Below are 19,277 nucleotides of genomic sequence, written 5' to 3'. Positions count from 1 at the left end.
GCCGGGATCGCACGGGGCGCGGCGACGGGCGCGGCGGCCGGCGGGGCGACGGGTGCGGAACGGTCAATCGCACGCTTGCCTCCAGGGCATCTTGGTACGCTGGCAACAGTGTTGACTAGGTGTCATGCGGCCGGAGGGGGCGAGGCGCGTGCAGACACCGTCCGTACGCGTGAGCGTCCTGGGCCCCGTCCGGCTGGACGTGAACGGCGCCCCGGTCCGCCTGACCCCGCTGACCGCGCGTCTGCTGCTCCGCCTGGTCGCCGCCGAGGGCGAGGCCGTGACCGCCCGCCGGCTGTACCGGGACGTCTGGCAGCAGACCGTGGAACTGCCGCACCAGGGCCTGCGCAACCGCAACGAGGTACAGAAGCGGATCCTGGAGCTGCGGCGCGCGTTCGATCTCGCGGGGCCGGGTCAGGGTGCGCGGATCGTGCGGACCGGCCAGCTGCCGACCGCGCGCGGCGCCGAGAGTACGTACCAACTCGACCTGTCGGTCGAGGAGTTGGACAGCACGGAGTTCACCCGTCTGGTGGGCGACGCGCTGCACGCGGCACCGGCGTCGGCCGTCCGGCTGCTCGCGGAGGCCCTGGCGCTCTGGCGCGGCCGGCCGCTGGCCGAGGTGGACGGTGAGGAGTTCGCGACCGTGCCGGTGCGGCGGCTGACCGGGCTCAGGGAGACCGCGCGGCGGGAACTGATCGCGGGGCACACGGCACTGGGCCGCTACGACCTCGCCCTCCCGGTGGCCGAAGGGACGGTCCGGGAACGGCCGGACGACCCCGAGGCCGCCGCCGTGCTCGCCCGGCTGACCGCCCGGTTGCGCGAGCGGCACGGCGATGAGCTCCTCCGCCACACCCTGCGGGGCCTGCGGGTGGACGTGGTCGTGCTGCGCGGCGACCTGTTCGACCAGGAGGACGCCAATCTGGTCGTGGGGTTCTGCGACACCTTCGACACCTTCCCCGACGACGTGGTGATCAGCCGGGAGAGCGTGCAGGGCCAGTTGGTCGACCGGCTCTTCGAGGGCCGGCACCGGCTGCTCGACGACAAACTGCGCCGCGGGCTGAAGGAGTTCACCCCGCGGGCCACGGAGAGCGTCCGGGCGAAGCGGCGCGGCCGGCGCACCCGCTATCCGATCGGCACGGCGGTGGCGGTGCCGGACGGCAAACGCCGGATCTTCGCGCTCGCCTACTCCCAGCTGGGCAACGACCTGCGTGCCCGGTCCGCACCGGCGGACCTGCGGCTGAGCCTGGAACGGCTGTGGCCGGCGGTGGCCCGGCACGGCATGTTCAAACCGGTGGCGATCCCGCTGATCGGCGCGGGCCTGTCCCGGATCGTGGAACTCGACCGCACCCAGCTGCTGTCGCTGATCATCGAGACCTTCGTCCGGAGCCTGCACCAGGATCCCGCCGTCTCCCCCGAGTTGCGCGTCGTCATCCCCGCCGGCGAGCTGGAGCGGACCGATCTGTCGTCGGTCGAGGCGTTCCTGCGTGACCTGGACGAGCGGGGGCTGAAGCTCCCGCCCAGCGCTGCCGGTTGACCTCTTCACTCTCCCAGCAAAGATCCGCCGCCGCTTCCGCCGACAGCCACCGCCCGCTTCCGGAGCACTTCCGGAATACTTCCGGACCGAAACCGAGCGGATGAACGACAAGGGGGAAGCCGGATGAGCACGTTTCTGATCGGTGGCGGGTGGGACACCGCCGAGGTGTACGAGCCGTTCGTGTCCGCGGCCGGAGGGGACCGGCGGATCGGGTGCCTGATCCTCGACGAGGGGGACGGGGCGGCGCAGTTCGAGCGGTATGCCGAGGTGTTGCGGAAGGCGGGGGCGGGCTCGCCGGTGCCGTTGCTCGTGCCGCTCGGCGGCCGGTTCGAGCCGGAGGAGGCGCTGGAGGGGATCGACGGGCTGCTGGTGTGCGGCGGGCTGACGCCCGCCTATCAGGAGGCGCTCGGAGAGTGTCCGCAGCGGCTGCCGGGACTGCTCGCCGGGCGCGGGATGCCGTACGCGGGCTTCTCGGCCGGTGCCGCCGTGGCCGCACGGCGGGCCGTGGTCGGCGGGTGGCTGGTGGACGGGGTGCCGGTGTGCCCGGAGGAGACCGGGGAGGATCTGGCGGAGGTCGAGGTGCGGGCGGGGCTGGGGCTGGTGCCGTTCGCGGTGGACGTCCACGCCGCCCAGTGGGGGACGCTCGCGCGGCTGGCCACCGTGGTCGGGCGGGGTGCGGCGCCCTACGGCATCGCCGTGGACGAGAACACCCTGCTCGAGGTGGCGGACGGCGAGGTCCGGGTGACGGGTCTCGGCCGCGCCCATGTCGTACGGCCGGGTGGGGCCGACGCGGCTGTGCTCGTGCGCTCCTACGGCGCCGGAGAGCGGTTCCCCGTCGAGTAGGCGGGGGGCAGGGAGACCGACGGGGGGACCGACGGCAGACCGATCACGCCCGGATACGGGCGCGGGAGGCCTGCCGGCCGGCTGCGGCTCCGGGTGGGCGGCACGGTGTCATCGGCGACTCCGGCGCCCTCGCCTCCGGCATGGGCTCGGACACCGGCGCCGCGGCCGCGAGTCGTGCGTGCGTGCGTCGAGGTTGCGGGCCGTCCTGGCCGTGTCCGTTGTGGGAGGCCTGCCGGCCGGCTGGGGCTCGGACGCCGGGGAGGGATCCGGCGCAGACGCGGCGGACGGGGGTGGGCGGCACGGTGTCGTCGGCGACTCCGCGGCCCCTTCCGCCACTCCCGCATGGGCTCGGGCACCGGTGCCGCGGCGGTCGGCTGGACGACCTGCTCTTCCTCGGCAGCGTGGCCGCTCCGCGACCACCGCCACCCGGCCGGCCACACCCCGTCGGCCCGATCAGATGGTCGCCGTGTCGATCACGAACCGGTACCGGACGTCGCTCGACAGCACCCTCTCGTACGCCTCGTTGATCTCCGCGGCGCTGATTAGCTCGATCTCGGCGCCCAGGGTGTGCTCGGCGCAGAAGTCCAGCATCTCCTGGGTTTCGGCGATGCCGCCGATCATCGATCCCGCGAGGGTCTTGCGGCCGCCGATCACCGAGAACAGGTTCAGGGCGACGGGCTCCTCGGGCGCGCCCACGTTGACCAGCGCGCCGTCCACCTTCAGCAGCGACAGCAGCGCGCCGAAGTCCATCGGTGCCGAGACGGTGGAGACGATCAGGTCGAAGGTGCCGGCCAGCTCCTCGAAGGTCTTCGGGTCGCTGGTGGCGTAGTAGTGGTCGGCGCCCAGCTTCAGGCCGTCGTCCCTCTTGCGCAGGGACTGCGACAGGACGGTCACCTCGGCGCCCATCGCGTGCGCGATCTTGACGGCCATGTGGCCCAGGCCGCCCAGTCCGACCACGGCGACCTTCTTGCCGGGGCCCGCGTTCCAGTGCCTGAGCGGCGAGTAGGTGGTGATGCCGGCGCAGAGCAGCGGGGCCGCCACGTCCAGCGACAGGCCGTCGGGGATGCGCACGACGTAGTTCTCGTCGACGACGATCTTCTCGGAGTAGCCGCCGTAGGTGGGCTCGCCGTCCTTGCCGATGGCGTTGTACGTGCCGACCATGCCCTTGAGGCAGAACTGCTCGAGGCCCTTGAGACAGTTCTCGCACTCACGGCAGGAGTCGACCATGCAGCCGACGCCCACCCGGTCGCCGACGGCGAACCTGGTCACACCGGGGCCGACCTCCAAGACCACGCCCGCGATCTCGTGGCCGGGCACCATCGGGAAGATGGCCTCGCCCCAGCCCTCGCGGGCCTGGTGGATGTCGGAGTGGCAGATACCGGCGAACTTGATGTCGATCAGGACGTCGAACTCGCCGACGGCGCGCCGCTCGATGGTGGTCCGCTCCAGCGGAGCCTTCGCGGCGGGCGCGGCGTACGCAGCAACAGTGGTCATGCCGGGGTTCTCCTAGCAGGTGTTCCGTGCCCGGTTGCCTTCCGACCGGGTACGGCTGCCAGCCTGCCGCGGCCTGGGCCGGCCACCCAGACCACGCCTTTGCGTACGACCGCTGTGCCTACTACTGGCGGGGTCAGGCTCGTGCACGTACGACCAGGAATACTGGACGTATGGCACACAGGGACTCGGAACCGCAGGTCGCAGCCGCCGTCGGGCGGCCGCTGGACCGGCGGGCCGAGCTGAGCGAGTTCCTGCGCAGCCGGCGAGCCCGGCTGAAGCCGGAGGACGTCGGCCTGCCGGACTTCGGACGGCACCGGCGGGTGCCGGGGCTGCGCCGCGAGGAGCTGGCGCAGCTGGCCGGGGTGTCGGTGGCGTACTACACCCGCCTCGAACAGGGCAACGGGCGGAACGTCTCGGCGGAGGTCCTGGACTCGATCGCCCGGGCGCTGAGGCTGTCGGACGCCGAGCATGCGCATCTGACGCATCTGGCCAAGCCGAAGTCGCACAAGAAGAAGCCGGCGGCCAGGCAGCAGCCGGTGCGGCTCGCGCTGCGGCAGCTGCTGGACACGATGGACGGCGTACCGGCGTACATCGTCGGGCGCCGCTCGGAGATCCTGGCCTGGAACCGGATGGCGGCGGCGCTCTTCGGCGACTGGGCGGAACTGCCGGCGGCCGAGCGCAACTGGGCCCGGCTGGTGTTCCTGCGGCCGGACTACCGGGACCTGTTCCTCGACTGGGAGCAGAAGGCGATCGACATCGTCTGTGCCCTGCGCATGGATGCGGGCTGCTATCCGGACGACCCGAAGCTCTCGGCGCTCGTGGGCGAACTGTCCGTGAAGAGCGAGGAGTTCCGCCGGCTGTGGGCGACGCACGACGTCAAGGAGAAGACCCATGGCGTCAAGCACCTGCACCACCCCCTGGTGGGCGATCTCTCCCTGAACTTCGAGTCCTTCCGGCTGACGGACGACTCGGACCAGTCCCTGATCACCTACCACGCCGAACCGGACTCCCCCTCCGCCGACTCCCTCCGCCTCCTGGCCAGCTGGAGCACGGACACCGGCCGCCCGGTCCCGTCCGCCTAGTCGTCAACTCCCAGATCGACCCGCATCACCCGCCGCATGGTGGCCAGCAGCGGCTCGGCCTCCTTCAGTTCGAGCAGCGCCCGTTCCACGGATTCCCCGTCCCGGGCCAGGCCCCGGTCAAGGCGTTTGACGACCGCGTCGGTACCGGCGAGGACACGGTTGACGGCACGCGACGCCTCCAGGATCCGCTCCGGTACGACCATCTGGGCCTCGGCGTACTGATCCCGGTACTCCCGGCGGGCCTCCTCCACCTGGTCGCGGTCCTGCTCGGTGTAGACACCGTCGCGGAGCCGGTGGAGGGCGTCCTTCAGGAGCGTGTGGAACTGCCGCGAGGCCCGGTTCATATGGGTGTACGCGGTGCGCCGCTCCTCGAAGACCCGCCTGCGCTCCGCCTCTTCCGCCTCCCGGGCGCGCTGCCGGCCGGAGTACCTCTGGCCGAGCAGCGGCGCGAGGAGCGTACCGAGGACGCCGACGACGGCGGTGATCATGGCGGTGAGGGATGCGGTCACGGGTAGCGACCCTATGGGCTGAGGGCGGTCTCCGTACGAAGAAGGGGCACCCGGAGTCCATGCTCCGGGTGCCCCTCGGCTCGTCAAGCGGTGTGCGGGTTACTTGCCGAAGTACGCGTCGTAGATGGTGATCTCCGACGTGTTGCCCTTCTTGTCGGTGATCTGGGAGCGGAGGGAGATGGACTTGCCCTTCGCCGGGTTCTTGACGGTGATCTTGCCGTTGCGGACGTCGACCTTCTTGAAGGTCTTGCCGTCGTAGGAGACGTACACCGCCAGCGACTTCAGGTTGCTGCCCGCTGCCGCGCCCTCGACGGTGACGGGGTAGGTGACCGTCGCGCCGGCCGCGACCCTGCTGTCCAGGCCGGTCGTGACGCCGTAGTGCAGGACGGAGGCGGGCAGCTGGACGGGGGTGCCGGCGACCCTCTTGGAGCGGAAGGTCCAGGCCGCGTCGATCCGTGAGGAGGCCTGGGCGACCTTGGCCGAGCGCTTGACCGAGGTGGTCAGCTTGTACCCGGCGTCACCGGCCGGGACCTTGAAGGTGGCCTCGCCGAAGAGCGGGTCGTCGTTGGCGCCGACCTTGGTGCCGTCGCGGTACAGGGTCGTGTTCACCGAGGTGAACTGCGAGGACCCGGCATGCTTGCCGGAGTCGGCGAACAGCGGCAGCGAGCCGTAGATCTCGTTGCCGGTGCGGTACAGGCCGAGGTCCTTGTCGACATGCGGGCCGAAGACCGCGGTGTTGACGGTCCTGGTGTAGGTCCGGCCGGCCTTGAAGGTGGACTCGCCGAGCTCGTACCCGGCGTCGGGGATCGGGAAGCCGTCCTGGTCGCGCCCGCCGTACTGGGTGAACTGCAGCCCCCACAGGACCCCGCCGCCGGTGGACACGTGCAGGGTGCGGGTGCCGGGCAGCTTCTGCGGGATGTCGATCGAGGAGGCGCCGAAGCTGCCGGCCAGCCAGCCGGTGGCGCTGATCGAGCCGGTCTTGCCGCTCGTGGCGGCGCCCAGCCGGGCCTTGACGGTGGCCAGCTCGCTCGCCTTCCAGTGCTTGGTGTAGCCGGTGGCGAGCTGCCTGACCGGGCCGCCGGAGGTGACGTCGTACTCCTCGCCGCCGCCCTTGGTCCAGTGGCCGTCCCACTGCTGGAACAGCTGGCCGACGGGCAGCCGCGGGCCCAGGTGGGCGGTGCGGAAGTTCTTGTACGAGTCCAGGAACCAGCTGTAGCCGTACTCGTTGCCGCCGAGCGTGAGGGAGTACCCCGGCGAGGCGAACTGCGAGGTCACGCCCGAGGCCGGGACGCTGATGTCCACCGGCTCGGCCTTGCGCGCGTCGATCGTGATCGTCTGCTTCTTGGCGACGGTCAGCTTCGGCTGGGCGATCCAGTCGAGGCCCTTGCGGGCGTCGTTCGGGTCCACGTCGACGGAGGAGTTGAGGATGTACGTGCCCTTGGGCGCGCGCACCTTCACCGTGCCGGACGCGTCGTACGGGCTCAGCTCCGTGCCGTTCGCCAGACCGGAGACACCACTGAGGTCGGCGGTGTAGTACGTGGCAGGCTTGCCGTCACGGCCGATGACCTTCAGCGTGATGTCGTACGACTCCACCTCGCGCTGCACCGCGGCGGCCGTGCGGACCGTCTGGCCGCCGGCGGTCGCGGTCACGTACGCGGAGTACGCGCCGTCGAGGGTGCCGCCCAGCCTGGTGTTGACGGTGAGGTCGACGGAGGCCTTGCCGTGCGCCGGGACCGTCACCTTGGTCGCGCCCAGCTTGAAGAAGCCCGACGGGGCCGCGTGGCCCTTGGGGTCGAGGGCGGTGCTGCGCAGGGTGAGCGTGACGTCCTTGTCGGCGAGGTTGCGGTACGTCACCTTCTTGGTGACCGGCTTGTCGTCGGTGTGCGGCCACTGCTGCATCCCGAAGTTCACCGAGACCGGGTCGGCGATCACGGTCTGCCGGTAGGCCTTGTCCACCGCGATACGGCCCGAACCCTGCTGGTACGGCGTGTAGTTCCCGCCCTTGGCGGAGCCGGTGAGCGCGCCCTTCAGCTCGGCGTAGCCCCAGTCGGGGTGCTCCTGCTTCAGGATCGCGGCGGCGCCCGCGACATGCGGGGTGGCCATCGAGGTGCCGGAGATGGTCAGGTAGCCCTCGGGCTTCTCGCCGACCTCCTGGTCGATGACGCTGCCCTTGGCCGCGGCGGCGGTGATGTCCACGCCGGGCGCGGTGACGTCGGGCTTGATCGCGCCGTCGCCGAGGCGCGGGCCGGTGGAGGAGAAGTCGGCGAGCTTGTCCTTCTTGTCGACGGCGCCGACGGTGAGCGCGGCGTCCGCGCTGCCCGGCGAACCGATCGACTGGGGGCCGTCGTTGCCCGCGGCGATCGCGAACAGGATGCCCTTGGTGGCGGAGAGCTTGTTGACCTCGGCCTCGAGCGGGTCGATGCCGGGGCTGTCGGAGCCGCCGAGGCTGAGGTTGACGACGGAGGCGCCCTGCGCGGCCGCCCACTCCATGCCGGCGAGGATGCCGGAGTCGTCACCGGAGCCGGTGTCGTCCAGAACCTTGCCGTTGAGGATCTTGGCGTCCGGAGCGACACCCTTGTACTTGCCGCCCGACTTGGCGCCGGTGCCCGCCACGATGGAGGCGACGTGGGTGCCGTGCCCGTAGTGGTCGGTGGCGTCGGCGGCGCCGGAGAAGTTCTTGGACTCGATCACCTGGTCCTTGAGGTCCGGGTGGCTGGTGTCCACCCCGGTGTCCAGGACGGCGACCTTCACGCCCTTGCCGGTGTAGCCGGCCTTCCAGGCGACCGGCGCGCCGATCTGCGGCACGGACTTGTCGAGGGAGGCCTTGCGGACGCCGTCGAGCCAGACGTGGGCGATGCCGGAGGCGGCCTGGTCGCCCTTGGTGACGGCGTGCCACAGCTCGGCGGTGTCCTTGACCGGCGTCTGCACGGCGTCGGCGTTGAGGGCCGTCAGGCTGCGGCGCAGCTGGGCCACGTTCCGGACGTCCGCCTTGGCGGCCGGGGCGGAGCCGCTGTAGCCGACGATGACCTTCAGGCCGTTCTTCTGCGACCGGCGGGTGGCGGCCTTGTTCAGCTCGGTGACGTCGAACAGGCGCTGGTCCAGCTTGCCGGAGGCCACCAGATGGGCCGCGTCGACCGGGATGACCAGCGTGTGACCCGGGGTCCTGCGGACCTGGAAGGGTATGTGCTCACGGCCCTTGGCTCGCTCCAGACCGACGAGCCGGCCCTTGGCGTCGAGGGCGATGCGGTCACCGGTGATGAGGGTGACATGGGTCTTCGCGGTGAGCGCGGAGGCGGCGGCCGGGATGCGCTCCGCGGGCTTCGCCGACGCCGGGCTGGTCATACCCGCTGCGAGGGCGACGGCGGCGGCCGCGGCGACACCGGCCGCGGCCGCACTTTTCACTTGTCTGCGCAAGTTCTCCCCCTGGAGATGGAGTACCGGGCGAATTCCCCGTCACCCGGCCGGGGGCGGTCTCGTACGCATACACGTCACCCCCCGGGTCACGCAGTATGCCGGGGGGTGATCAGAGGGCTCAATAGACGAGAGGAGGGTAAGAAAAAGCGACGGAAAACTGTTACGCCGCGGGCGGGACACCGTTACAGAACCGCGAAGTGCCGTGTGAGCAATCGGTGTTGTGCGCCGTCAGGTGCCGGCGTTCTCTCTCACCGTGATCTTTCCCTTCCGGATGGTGGCAAGCCGCGGGGCCTTCTTCGCGATCGCGGAGTCGTGGGTGACCACGATGAAGGTCAACCCGTGTTCCTTCCACAGGCGTTCGAGTACGTCCATGATCTCGTCCCGCATGCCCTCGTCGAGGTTGCCGGTCGGCTCGTCGGCCAGCAGCACCTTGGGTTTCTTCACGACGGCCCGGGCGATGGCGACGCGCTGCTGCTGCCCTCCGGACATTTCGCCGGGGAGATGGGCGAGACGTTCGCCGAGGCCGACGGACTCCAGCGCGTCGGCCGCGAGTTCGCGGCGTTCCTTGGCCTTGATGCCGAGGGGGACGAGGGCCGTCTCCACGTTCTCCTGGGCGGTGAGGGTGGGGATGAGGTTGAAGGACTGGAAGACGAAGCCGATGTTCTCGCTGCGGACCCGTGTCAGCCGGGCTTCACTGAGCTTGGCCAGATCCGTGCCGTCCAGCACGACTTCTCCGGTGGTGGGGCGGTCCAGGCCGCCGAGCATCTGCAGGAGGGTGGACTTTCCGCCGCCGGTGGGGCCCTGGATGACGAGTCTGTCTCCGTCGGCGATGGTGAGGTCGACTCCGTCGAGGGCGTGGACGGTGTCTTTGCCGCGGGTGTAGCGCTTGGTGACGTTATTGAGTTCGTACATGGTGGCTCCTGGGTGGGGTTCGGGGGTGGTGCGCTTCGTCGTCGGCTGCGGGTGGGTGGGGGCTGCTCGCGCCCACGCGGCGGAGCCGCATATCGGTACCGCCCCGCGCCCCTTCGGGGCGCCTGCGCAGCCGACTTCGGCTACTCGACCCGGCGCAGGGCATCCGCCGGACGGAGCCTGGACGCCCGCCAGCCACCGAAGGCTCCGGCGACGAGGCCGCCCGCCACTGCCAGGGCCACCGCCAGCGCGATGGTCGTGACGCTGACCGGGGCCGTCAGGGCAACCTCCAGCGATCGCGCCGCCTGTCGCCCCGGCCCGCCGAAACCGCCGCCACCGGGCCCGCCGCCGAAACCGCCACCGGCAGCCGTGCCGCCGCCCAGCTGGGCCTGCAGCGTCGGGCTGATCGCCGTGACGGCGTACGCGCCGGCCAGGCCCAGGGCGATGCCGAGCGCTCCGCCGACCAGCCCGTTGACGACCGCCTCGCCGACCACCTGCCGGGTTACCCGGCCCGACTTCCAGCCCAGCGCCTTGAGCGTGCCGAACTCACGGACGCGGCGGGAGACCGCCGAGGAGGTCAGCAGGCCGGCGACCAGGAACGCGGCCACCAGGACGGCGATCGACAGCCACGTGCCGACCTTGGTGGCGAGGGAGGACGCGGTGGACAGGGACCCCGAGACCGTCTTGGCGAGGTCGGAGGAGGTGGTCACCGTCGTACCGGAGACGTTCTTCTGGATGGCGCCCTTGACGGAGTCGATCTTCTGGGAGTCGGTCGCCTTGACGTAGATCGTGGTGACCTTGTCCTTCTCGTCCGCGAGGGTCTGCGCCTGCTTCAGCGGGATGTACACATCGGCCGCCGAGTCACCGCTGTCGGCGGTGGCGATGCCGATCACCTCGTACTTGGTGCCCTTGACGGTGACGGTCGAGCCGACCTCGTACTTCTTCTCCTTGGCGTACGCCGAGTCGACCACGGCCACCTCGGCGTCCGTCTCGGTGCTCCTGAAGGTGCGGCCGCTGGTGATCTTCGAGGAGGTCAGCGGGCCGAGCGCGGTGTGGGCGACGTCCGTACCGAAGACCGTGTACTGGTTGATGTCGAAGTCGGCGCCACCGCCCTTGACTTCACCCTGCGGCCGGCCGCCGCCGCGCTGGAATCCCCCACCGCTCCCGTTCTGCTGGAACTGGCCGCGCGTGAACTGGCCGCTGACCTTGAACACGTTGAGGCTCAGCCCGCCGACGGCGCTCGAGACGCCCTGCTGGCCGGCGACCTTGCTGACGGTCGAGGAGGACAGGGTGGTGAAGCCCTGCACCATGACCCGGTCGCTGCTCTGGGTGGAGCTGTCGTCGTCGTTCCGCGCGCCGAACTGGAAGCGGGGGCGTTGCGAGCTGCTTCCGCTCGGCGTCTGCGCCTTGGTGACGGTCATGTCCGTGCCCAGGCCGTACAGCGACTGCAGGACCTTGTCCTGGGCCTTCCCCATGCCGTTGGACACGGAGTCGACCACGATGACCAGCGCGATGCCCAGCGCGAGTCCGGAGGCGACGACGAGGGCCGCCTTTCTGCGGCGGCGCAGTTCGCGCCTCAGGTAGGTGAAGAACATGGCCGCAAGCTAGGGACGGACCGTGACGGCACCCTAAGGCCGGCATAAAAGAAGCATGAGAACGCCGGTGCCGCCCCTGGGGGCGGCACCGGCACGCTGTGGAGGAACCGTCGGACGGCCGAACCGTCAGACGGCCGAACCGGCCTTCCACTGAGCCCAGTCCATGTTCCAGCCGTTGAGGCCGTTGTCCGGGGCGACCGTCTTGTCGCCGGTGTTCTGGACGACCACCACGTCACCGACCAGGGAGTTGTTGTAGAACCAGGCGGCCGGGGTGTTCGGGTCGCCGGCGCCCTTGGCGTCCTGCAGGCCGACGCAGCCGTGGCTGGTGTTGACACTGCCGAAGACGGAGGGCGCGCCCCAGTAGTTGCCGTGGATGAAGGTGCCCGAGGTGGTCAGGCGCATGGCGTGCGGCACGTCCTTGATGTCGTACTCGCCCTTGCCGTCGGAGTCCTTGAAGCCGACCGTGGCGCCGTTCATCCGGGTCTGCTTGAACTTCTCCGCGATCACCATCTGGCCCTGGTACGTCTTCTTGTCCGGGGCGCCGGCGGAGATCGGGATGGTCTTGATGACCTTGCCGTCCTGCGTGACCTTCATCTGGTGGGTCTGCGCGTCGACGTAGGAGACCTGGTTGCGGCCGATGTGGAAGGTGACCGTCTTCTGCTGGACGCCATGGATGCCGGGCGCGCCCTCGACCCCGTCGAGCGCGAGCTTCAGCGTGACGGTGGCGCCTTCCTTCCAGTACTGCTCCGGGCGGCAGTCCATCCGGTTGGCGTTGAACCAGTGGCAGGCGACCTCCTGGCCGCTGCTGGAGCTGACCGTGATGCCCTTCTGCACGGCCGCCTTGTTGGTGATCGCCTTGTCGAAGTTGATCGAGACGGGCATGCCGACACCGACCGTGGAGCCGTTGTCCGGGGTGAAGGTGCCTATGAAGCTGTTGGCCGGCGAGACCGTGGTGAAGGAGGCGTTCTCGTGGGCTATGCGGCCCTGGGAGTCCTTGGCCTCCGCGGCGACCTTGTACGTGGTGGAGCGCTCCAGCTGGACGCTGGGCTTCCAGCTCGTCTTGTCGGCGGAGAGCTGACCGGCGACGGCCTTGCCGTCCTGGGTGGTCATCGAGACGCCGGTGAGCGTGCCCTTGCTGACCGTGACGGCTGCGGAGTTGTTGATCGACGCGTTGTCGGAGCCGTCCTTCGGCGTGATCGTGATCTGCGCCTGCGAGGACTTCTTGGCCGCGGCCGCGTCGGCCTGGGCCTGCGAGGAGTCGCCGTTGCCGCTTCCGGAGGACTTGCCGCCGCCGGAACACGCCGTGAGCGCCAGAACACCGCCGAGCAGGGCGGACGCGGCCATCAGCCCCTTGCGCCGCTTACCGTCCGTCATCACACGCTTCTCCATCGTTGCCGAGTCGCCGAAAACCCCGAGAGTCCCCCGTAAGAATCCCCAACGCTACGGCCGTGCCGCCCCGTTCCCCATCCGCTGGATCTGTGGGGCACACCACGTACGCGCGGTGCGGGTGGTGCGGGAGCCGGTCCGTGCGTCCCCTGAGACGACGAAACCCCGGACGGCGGTTGCCGTCCGGGGTCGAAAACGCGTCCCGGGACGTTCAGCCGATGCCGTCCTCTTCTTCGTCGCCCTCCCCATCATCCTCGTCCAGGTCCCAGTCCGGCGAGTCCGGGTCGTAGTCGATCCGCTCACTCGACCAGGACGCCTGCTGCAGCTCCACCCCGGGCACCTCACTGACCAGGTCGAACGGGTCCACGAGGTAGGCGAGGGCCTCCGCGGTGTCTTCCGTCACAGCGGCCTCGGCCTGGGCCCGCTCCGCCTCCGGCACCTCCGGATCCTGCGCGAGCCGGCGCAGCGCGGCCTTGGTGACCTCGTCCTCGTCCTGCACCTCGAGGACCAGATCCACCCGAAGCCGTACAAAACGTGATGTCTGTTCAGCGCTCATGGCGCGAGCGTACGACCGAAACCTCCCGTGACTTTCCTGTGACCCGCGACTTTCACTAACATCGCTCCCCACGGCCAATTCGCCAGCGTCACAAGGGGATCGATATTCCGTGTCATCCGCTCGCCGTCCGCTGCTGACCGCCACCGCCGCGGGCACCCTGCTGTGCGCGCTGTGGTTCGTCCCGTCCGCGAACGCGTCGCAGGGCTCCGCGGCGAGAGTGAGCTCGGCGCAGTCCTCGACGACACAGGTCACCGAGCAGGCCAGGGCGGTGTCGCAGGCGACCGCGGAGACCGCGCGGGAGGCCGCGGAGGACACCGAACTCGCCGACACCGGAAGCCCGGACACCACTCCGTACGTCGTCGGCGGCACCCTCTTCCTCGGTGTGGGCGCCGCCTTCGTGGTGTATTCGGTGCGCCGCGAACGCATGGGCTTTTAATTCACCTTGACGAATCTTTGACGGTACCCACATAGTTCGCCCATGAAGAGATCATCGGGCGTGCGACTGTGCGCCACCGCGGTTCTGGGTGCGCTGTCACTCGCCCTTGTCGCGGGCTGTTCCAACGGTGGGTCGAAGGACCCCGGATCCGGCGGGTCCAAGGACTCGGGTACGGCCGCGAAGGCGCTGAGCGCCACGGAGTTGAAGAATCTGATCATCGCCGACGGCGAGGTCCCCGGGTACAAGGTGGGACCGGTGCCGACCGGCCGTGCCAAGCCGATCACGACGGACAGCGCCGCGTGCCGGCCGCTGGCCCGGGTGATGAGCGGACTCCCGCCGGCCGACGCGGCGGCCAAGACCGACCGTCTGGCCATGGAGAACCAGAAGAAGGCCCCCACGGCCAAGCCGACCTCCCTGGACGACCTCGGCGACGGGAAGTTCGAGGAGGCCATGCACAAGTCCCTGGACCGGGACGTCACCACGGTCACCCTCGCCTCGTACGACGGGGACGGTGCCGAGAAGGCCCTCACGTCGCTCTCCGCCGCCGTCAAGGCCTGCACGAGCGGCTTCCCCGGCACGCAGGCGGGGACGAAGGTGCAGTTCACCAAGGTCGCCGAGGAGAAGGCGACGGGCACCGGGGACGGGACGGTGGCGTTCACCGCGACCATGGACTCGGACGAAGGGGACCCGGCACCCGTCCACGCCGAGGTCGACCAGCACGGGGCCACCCTGTCGGTGTACTTCACGTCGAACCTGGGCGCGATGATGGCGAAGAAGGCGTACACGGTGTCGCCGGCGGTCGTCAAAGCCCAGCAGACCAAGCTGAAGTGACGTAGGAACAAAGCCGTAGGAACAAAAAAGACGTAGGAACAAAGAGGGGCCCTGCACACGGCAGGGCCCCTCTCGTCGTGCCGGGACGTTACTGCAGCGGGCCGGTGACCGACTCCGCGGCGGCGACGAGGTGACCGCCGCGCACGAACGCGTCGGCGGCGGCCAGGTCGGGCGCCAGGAACCGGTCCGGGCCGGGGCCCTGCACACCGGCGGCGCGCACGGCCTCGATGACGGCCTGGGAGGCGGGCGCCGGGGTGAGGCCCTCGCGCAGCTCGATGGCGCGGGTGGCCGCGTACAGCTCGACGGCGATGATCCGGGTGAGGTTGCCGACGGCGGTGCGCAGCTTGCGCGCGGCCGACCAGCCCATGGACACGTGGTCCTCCTGCATCGCGGAGGACGGGATGGAGTCCGCGGAGGCCGGTACGGCCAGCCGCTTCAACTCGCTGACCAGGGCCGCCTGCGTGTACTGGGCGATCATCAGGCCGGAGTCGACACCGGCGTCGTCCGCGAGGAACGGCGGCAGACCGTGGCTGCGGTTCTTGTCCAGCAGCCGGTCGGTGCGGCGCTCGGCGATGGAGCCGAGGTCGGCGGCGGCGATGGCGAGGAAGTCCAGGACGTAGGCGACCGGGGCACCGTGGAAGTTGCCGTTGGACTCCACGCGGCCGTCGGGCAGCACGACCGGGTTGTCGACGGCGGAGGCCAGCTCGCGCTCGGCGACCAGGCGGGCGTGCGCCATGGTGTCCCGGCCGGCACCGGCGACCTGCGGGGCGCAGCGCACCGAGTAGGCGTCCTGGACGCGGGGGGCGTCGTCCTGGTGGTGCCCGGTCAGGCCGGAACCCTTGAGCACGGCGAGCATGTTGGCGGCGCTGGCGCCCTGCCCCGGGTGGGGCCGGATGGCGTGCAGCTCGGGCGCGAGCACCTTGTCCGTGCCGAGCAGCGCCTCCAGGCTGAGGGCGGCGGTGACATCGGCGGACTTGTAGAGGGTGTCGAGGTCGGCGAGGGCCATGATCAGCATGCCGAGCATGCCGTCGGTGCCGTTGAGGAGGGCGAGGCCCTCCTTCTCGCGCAGCTCGACCGGCTTGATCCCGTGCGCGGCGAGCAGCTCACCGGCGGGACGGACGACGCCGTCGGGGCCCTCGGCGTCACCCTCGCCCATCAGCGCGAGGGCACAGTGGGACAGCGGGGCCAGGTCGCCGGAGCAGCCGAGCGAGCCGTACTCGTGCACGACCGGGGTGATCCCGGCGTTCAGCACGTCGGCCATGGTCTGCGCGACCTCCGGCCGCACACCGGTGTGTCCCGAGCAGACGGTCTTGAGCCGCAGGAACATCAAGGCCCGTACGACCTCACGCTCCACCCGCGGCCCCATCCCGGCGGCGTGCGAGCGGACGATGTTGCGCTGCAGCTGGGCGCGCAGTTCCTGGCTGATGTGCCGGGTCGCCAGGGCTCCGAAGCCGGTCGAGACGCCATAGACCGGTTCGGGCTTGGCCGCCAGCGCGTCCACGATCTCGCGGGCCGCCGCGAGGGCCGCCACCGCCTGAGCCGACAGCTCGATGCGGGCACCGCCGCGCGCCACGGCGAGAACGTCGGACGCCGTGACACCGGACGTCCCCACCACCACAGTGTGCATATCCATATTCAGGAGCGTACGCATTGAATGCGGGGATGTCACTAGTGGGGATCGGGAGTGACCCTTACCGATCCGTGTGGGCTTCGCCTCACCCGCCGGGGCCACGGCTCAGGGCCGGCGCCCGCGGAACCGGCGCCGCTCGGCGGGCGCCAGGTGCGGCGGCTCGTCGGCCAGCCGTACGACCGGATCCTCCGGCCCCTCCCGGCCCGCCACCACCGGCCGGTCGGCGCGCAGCGCCTTGGCACGGTACTGGGCTGCGTCGGCGAGCCGGAACAGCCGCCGGGCGTCCCGCACCTCCCCGATCGGGTCCTCGGTCGAGGCGACCCCGCACGCCACCCCCTCCCCCAGCTCCAACTCCCCTGCCCTGCGGCACAGTTCGTCGGCGGCCTTGACGACGTCGTCGGCGGGCGGCCCGGCGGCCAGCAGACAGAACTCGTCCCCGCCCAGCCGCGCGACCAGCGCGCCCGGCACCATCGCGCCGCACAGCGACAGCACCGAGCCGAAACGCTCCAGCAGCCGGTCGCCGACGGCGTGTCCGAGGGTGTCGTTGACCCGCTTCAGCCCGTTGAGATCACAGACGACGAGGCTGACGACCACGCCCTCCCTGCGGTGCCGCTCGACGGCCTCGTCCAGGAGTACGTCCACGGCACGACGGTTGGCGAGGCCGGTGAGGGCGTCGGTGTACGCGAGCCGGCGGGCCTCCTCCAGCCGCTCGGTCTGCGCGAGGCCCGCGGCGACGACGGAGGCCAGCACGGTGGCGAACTCGGCATCGGCCCGGTCGAACACGGGGGCCTTCACGGGCCGGGCGACATACAGCTCGCCCCAGGCCCTGCCGTGCAGCACGACCGGCGCGACCACGCAGCAACCCCGGCCGCGGCGGCGCAGGGCGGCGACCCGATGGTGGAAGTAGCCCGGGGTGCCGGCCGCGGTCCCCTCGGCGGTCTCCACCCAGGCGTTGGGCCCGCCCCCGCCGGCCCACCGCTCGTGCAGGAACTCGGTGATCTCCGGGAACTGGTGCACCGGGTAGGCCTCGGCCTCGGGGAACTCCTCCTCGTCCGGGCGCCTGTTCCCCACGTTCACGAGGACCCGCAGCCGGCCCAGTTCCCGCTCCCACACCGACAGCGCGGCGAAGCTGCCGTCCAGCGCTCGGCAGGCGCCGAGTGCGGCGGCCTGCCATGCCCCTGCCGGGGTGTGCGCCGCCGCCATGGTCTGCGCCAGCGCCACGACCGCGGCCAGCCGCTCGTCCTCGCCCATTACTCCAGGTTAGGGATGTTTTAGGGTATTCGGGACATCGGTGGGGCGATCAGGTGTATGGACTGCGCGGCTACGAGCTCGGGGCTGCGGACCGTTGCCGAGTGCGGGTGCGCGGTGGCTGGTCGCGCCCACGCGGCGGAGCCGCATATCGAACACAGCCCCGCGCCCCTTCGGGGGCGCTTCACTCCCCCGGCCACTCCGGCTTGCGCTTCTCGTTGAACGCCGCGACGCCCTCCGCCCGGTCCCCGGAGAACGCCACCGCCCGCCACGCCGCGTCCTCGACCTCGAGCCCCGCCCGCAGATCCAGCCCGTGCCCGAGGCGCAGCGCCCGCTTGGCGGCACGCAGGCCCACCGGTGAGTTACCGGCAATACGCGTGGCCAGCTCCAGCGCCTCCTCCCGGTCCCGGCCCTCCGCCACGACCCGGTCCACCAGCCCCAGCTCGGCCGCCTCCGCAGCCTCCACCCGCCGCGCCGAGAAGATCAGCTCGGCCGCGCGCGCCGCCCCGACCCGCCGTGGCAGCAGCTGCGTACCGCCGCCGCCCGGGATCACACCCACCGACACCTCCGGCAGCCCCACCACCGCCGTACGGTCGGCCACGATCAGGTCGCAGGACAGGGCCAGTTCGAAACCGCCGCCCAGCGCGAACCCGTGCACCGCCGCGATCGTGGGCATCGGCAGCTCCAGCACCCCGGTGTACGCCCCGCGCGTCACCGGCCGCTGCCGCAGCAGATCCGCGTCGCTGAAGGAGTTCCGCTCCTTCAGGTCCGCCCCGACGCAGAACGCCCGCTCATGGGACGAGGTCAGAACCACCACGCGCGCGTCCCGGTCGGCGGCCAGCGCCGTGCACGCGGCGACGAGGGAGCGGGCCATCCCGGTCGAGACGGCGTTCATGGCCTTGGGCCGGTCCAGCACCAGCTCCGCGACGTGCCCGTGCCGCCGCACCAGCACGAACTCCCCGAACCGCTCCTCGCTCATGACACCCTCCGGCCGACGTGTTAACGCGGGTTAACGCACTGTCGGCCCGATCATCGCAGCCGCACCCGGCCTCGGGAAAGCCCAGGGGGCTACGCCCGTTCGAGTGACATCCCGGCCGTCTCACCCCACATCGCCCACAGGACCGCATAGCGTGCGTCCGCCACGGCGCGCCCGGGACGCGCGGCGGGGAGGGGAACCATGTCACCGATACGCGCAGATGCCCGTACCGACGAGGCGCCGGAAGGGCAGGGCGAGGCGGGGTCCGGCGTACGGCGCGGGCGGCACCGCAAGCCGCGCCCCCGCAAGGTGCTGCTCGCCGCCGGCGGTCTCGCCCTGGCGGCGGGGGTGCTCAGCCTGGTCCGGGTCGCACCGGACTCCGGGGTCGGCGCGCCGGGCACGGCGGAGGCCGAGCCCGGCCTCGGCACGACCGGCGGCGCCGCGCACGACCCGGCGAACACCTCCGCCACGGCCGCCGCCGGCCCCACCGCACTGCCCTCGGCGACCTCCGTCATGGGCGGCAGGAGCCTCGCGCCGACGGCCACCGGCCCGGCCGGGAGCACAGCCGACCCGGCGACGCCTACGGCACCGTCCGGCGGCGGCACCGCCGTACCGACCGCGGCGACCGCCCTCCCGAGCGGAGCGGCCTCCACCCCGGGCGCCACACCACGGCCCTCGGCAACGGCATCCGCGCCGGACCCGGCCCCGACGACCACCCGGCCCGCACCGACCACTCCGGCGCCCGGCAACGGTCCCTCGGAGCCGGGCCCGGGCGGGCTGTGCGTACCGGTGCTCGGCCTGTGCGTGGACGCCCCCTAGGGGCGTGTACGGGCCCTA

General features: G+C 71.2%; 16 protein-coding genes. 6 read left to right on the top strand and 10 right to left on the bottom strand.

Features of this window, described 5'->3' with window-relative positions; genetic code table 11:
* Positions 1-169 precede the first annotated feature (169 nt).
* Both ACWC0C_RS30510 and ACWC0C_RS30505 read left to right on the top strand, forming a co-directional pair.
* Positions 170-1,531 (top strand): macro domain-containing protein, encoded by a 1,362-nt coding sequence (locus ACWC0C_RS30510; RefSeq protein ID WP_450867243.1) that lies wholly within the window; start codon positions 170-172, stop codon positions 1,529-1,531.
* Between the two features lie 123 nt (positions 1,532-1,654).
* The gene (locus ACWC0C_RS30505) at positions 1,655-2,374 is read left to right on the top strand and encodes a hypothetical protein (RefSeq protein WP_450867241.1); all 720 of its coding nucleotides are present in this window, start codon (positions 1,655-1,657) and stop codon (positions 2,372-2,374) included.
* 453 nt (positions 2,375-2,827) lie between these two features.
* Here the strand turns inward: ACWC0C_RS30505 and ACWC0C_RS30500 are convergent, their stop codons facing one another.
* Positions 2,828-3,868: an NAD(P)-dependent alcohol dehydrogenase gene (locus ACWC0C_RS30500; protein ID WP_450867240.1), complete on the bottom strand. Its 1,041-nt coding sequence runs from the start codon at positions 3,866-3,868 to the stop codon at positions 2,828-2,830.
* Positions 3,869-4,038: 170 nt separating this feature from the next.
* Between ACWC0C_RS30500 and ACWC0C_RS30495 the strand changes: the two genes are divergently transcribed.
* Complete coding sequence (locus ACWC0C_RS30495; protein WP_449195820.1) at positions 4,039-4,950, top strand: helix-turn-helix domain-containing protein; 912 nt, start codon at positions 4,039-4,041, stop codon at positions 4,948-4,950.
* On the opposite strand, the gene ACWC0C_RS30490 is transcribed toward ACWC0C_RS30495, so the two are convergent.
* From ACWC0C_RS30490 to ACWC0C_RS30465, 6 genes are all read right to left on the bottom strand, one after another.
* Positions 4,947-5,459, bottom strand: coding sequence for a hypothetical protein (locus ACWC0C_RS30490; protein ID WP_449195821.1), 513 nt, complete (start codon positions 5,457-5,459; stop codon positions 4,947-4,949). The two genes, ACWC0C_RS30495 and ACWC0C_RS30490, sit on opposite strands and share 4 nt — an antisense overlap.
* 99 nt (positions 5,460-5,558) lie before the next feature.
* Complete coding sequence (locus ACWC0C_RS30485; protein WP_450867338.1) at positions 5,559-8,801, bottom strand: S8 family peptidase; 3,243 nt, start codon at positions 8,799-8,801, stop codon at positions 5,559-5,561.
* A 300-nt stretch (positions 8,802-9,101) separates the two neighbouring features.
* A complete protein-coding gene (locus ACWC0C_RS30480; RefSeq protein WP_450867239.1) occupies positions 9,102-9,785 on the bottom strand; it encodes an ABC transporter ATP-binding protein in 684 nt (227 codons plus the stop codon).
* Between the two features lie 140 nt (positions 9,786-9,925).
* Complete coding sequence (locus ACWC0C_RS30475) at positions 9,926-11,377, bottom strand: ABC transporter permease (protein WP_450867237.1); 1,452 nt, start codon at positions 11,375-11,377, stop codon at positions 9,926-9,928.
* 126 nt (positions 11,378-11,503) lie between these two features.
* Complete coding sequence (locus ACWC0C_RS30470; protein ID WP_450867236.1) at positions 11,504-12,751, bottom strand: L,D-transpeptidase; 1,248 nt, start codon at positions 12,749-12,751, stop codon at positions 11,504-11,506.
* 223 nt (positions 12,752-12,974) lie between these two features.
* Positions 12,975-13,319, bottom strand: a complete 345-nt coding sequence (locus tag ACWC0C_RS30465) for a hypothetical protein (protein ID WP_450867234.1) — start codon at positions 13,317-13,319, stop codon at positions 12,975-12,977.
* Between the two features lie 109 nt (positions 13,320-13,428).
* Here ACWC0C_RS30465 and ACWC0C_RS30460 point away from each other — a divergent pair, with 109 nt between their 5' ends.
* Both ACWC0C_RS30460 and ACWC0C_RS30455 read left to right on the top strand, forming a co-directional pair.
* Complete coding sequence (locus tag ACWC0C_RS30460; protein ID WP_449195826.1) at positions 13,429-13,755, top strand: hypothetical protein; 327 nt, start codon at positions 13,429-13,431, stop codon at positions 13,753-13,755.
* 42 nt (positions 13,756-13,797) lie between these two features.
* Positions 13,798-14,586, top strand: coding sequence for a hypothetical protein (locus ACWC0C_RS30455; RefSeq protein WP_450867232.1), 789 nt, complete (start codon positions 13,798-13,800; stop codon positions 14,584-14,586).
* Between the two features lie 88 nt (positions 14,587-14,674).
* On the opposite strand, the gene hutH is transcribed toward ACWC0C_RS30455, so the two are convergent.
* The 3 genes from hutH to ACWC0C_RS30440 form a co-directional block, all read right to left on the bottom strand.
* Complete coding sequence (gene hutH, locus ACWC0C_RS30450) at positions 14,675-16,213, bottom strand: histidine ammonia-lyase (protein ID WP_449195896.1); 1,539 nt, start codon at positions 16,211-16,213, stop codon at positions 14,675-14,677.
* 108 nt (positions 16,214-16,321) lie between these two features.
* Entirely contained in the window at positions 16,322-17,467 is a 1,146-nt protein-coding gene (locus ACWC0C_RS30445) for a diguanylate cyclase domain-containing protein (protein ID WP_450867230.1), read from the bottom strand.
* A gap of 181 nt (positions 17,468-17,648) precedes the next feature.
* A complete protein-coding gene (locus ACWC0C_RS30440; protein WP_450867228.1) occupies positions 17,649-18,443 on the bottom strand; it encodes an enoyl-CoA hydratase/isomerase family protein in 795 nt (264 codons plus the stop codon).
* Between the two features lie 198 nt (positions 18,444-18,641).
* Between ACWC0C_RS30440 and ACWC0C_RS30435 the strand changes: the two genes are divergently transcribed.
* Positions 18,642-19,259: a hypothetical protein gene (locus tag ACWC0C_RS30435; RefSeq protein ID WP_450867226.1), complete on the top strand. Its 618-nt coding sequence runs from the start codon at positions 18,642-18,644 to the stop codon at positions 19,257-19,259.
* Positions 19,260-19,277 lie beyond the last annotated feature (18 nt).

The organism is Streptomyces sp. NPDC001709 (assembly GCF_053596375.1).
Note: the sequence above shows the minus strand (reverse complement) of the source record. Positions and strands in the feature narration are given on the sequence as shown.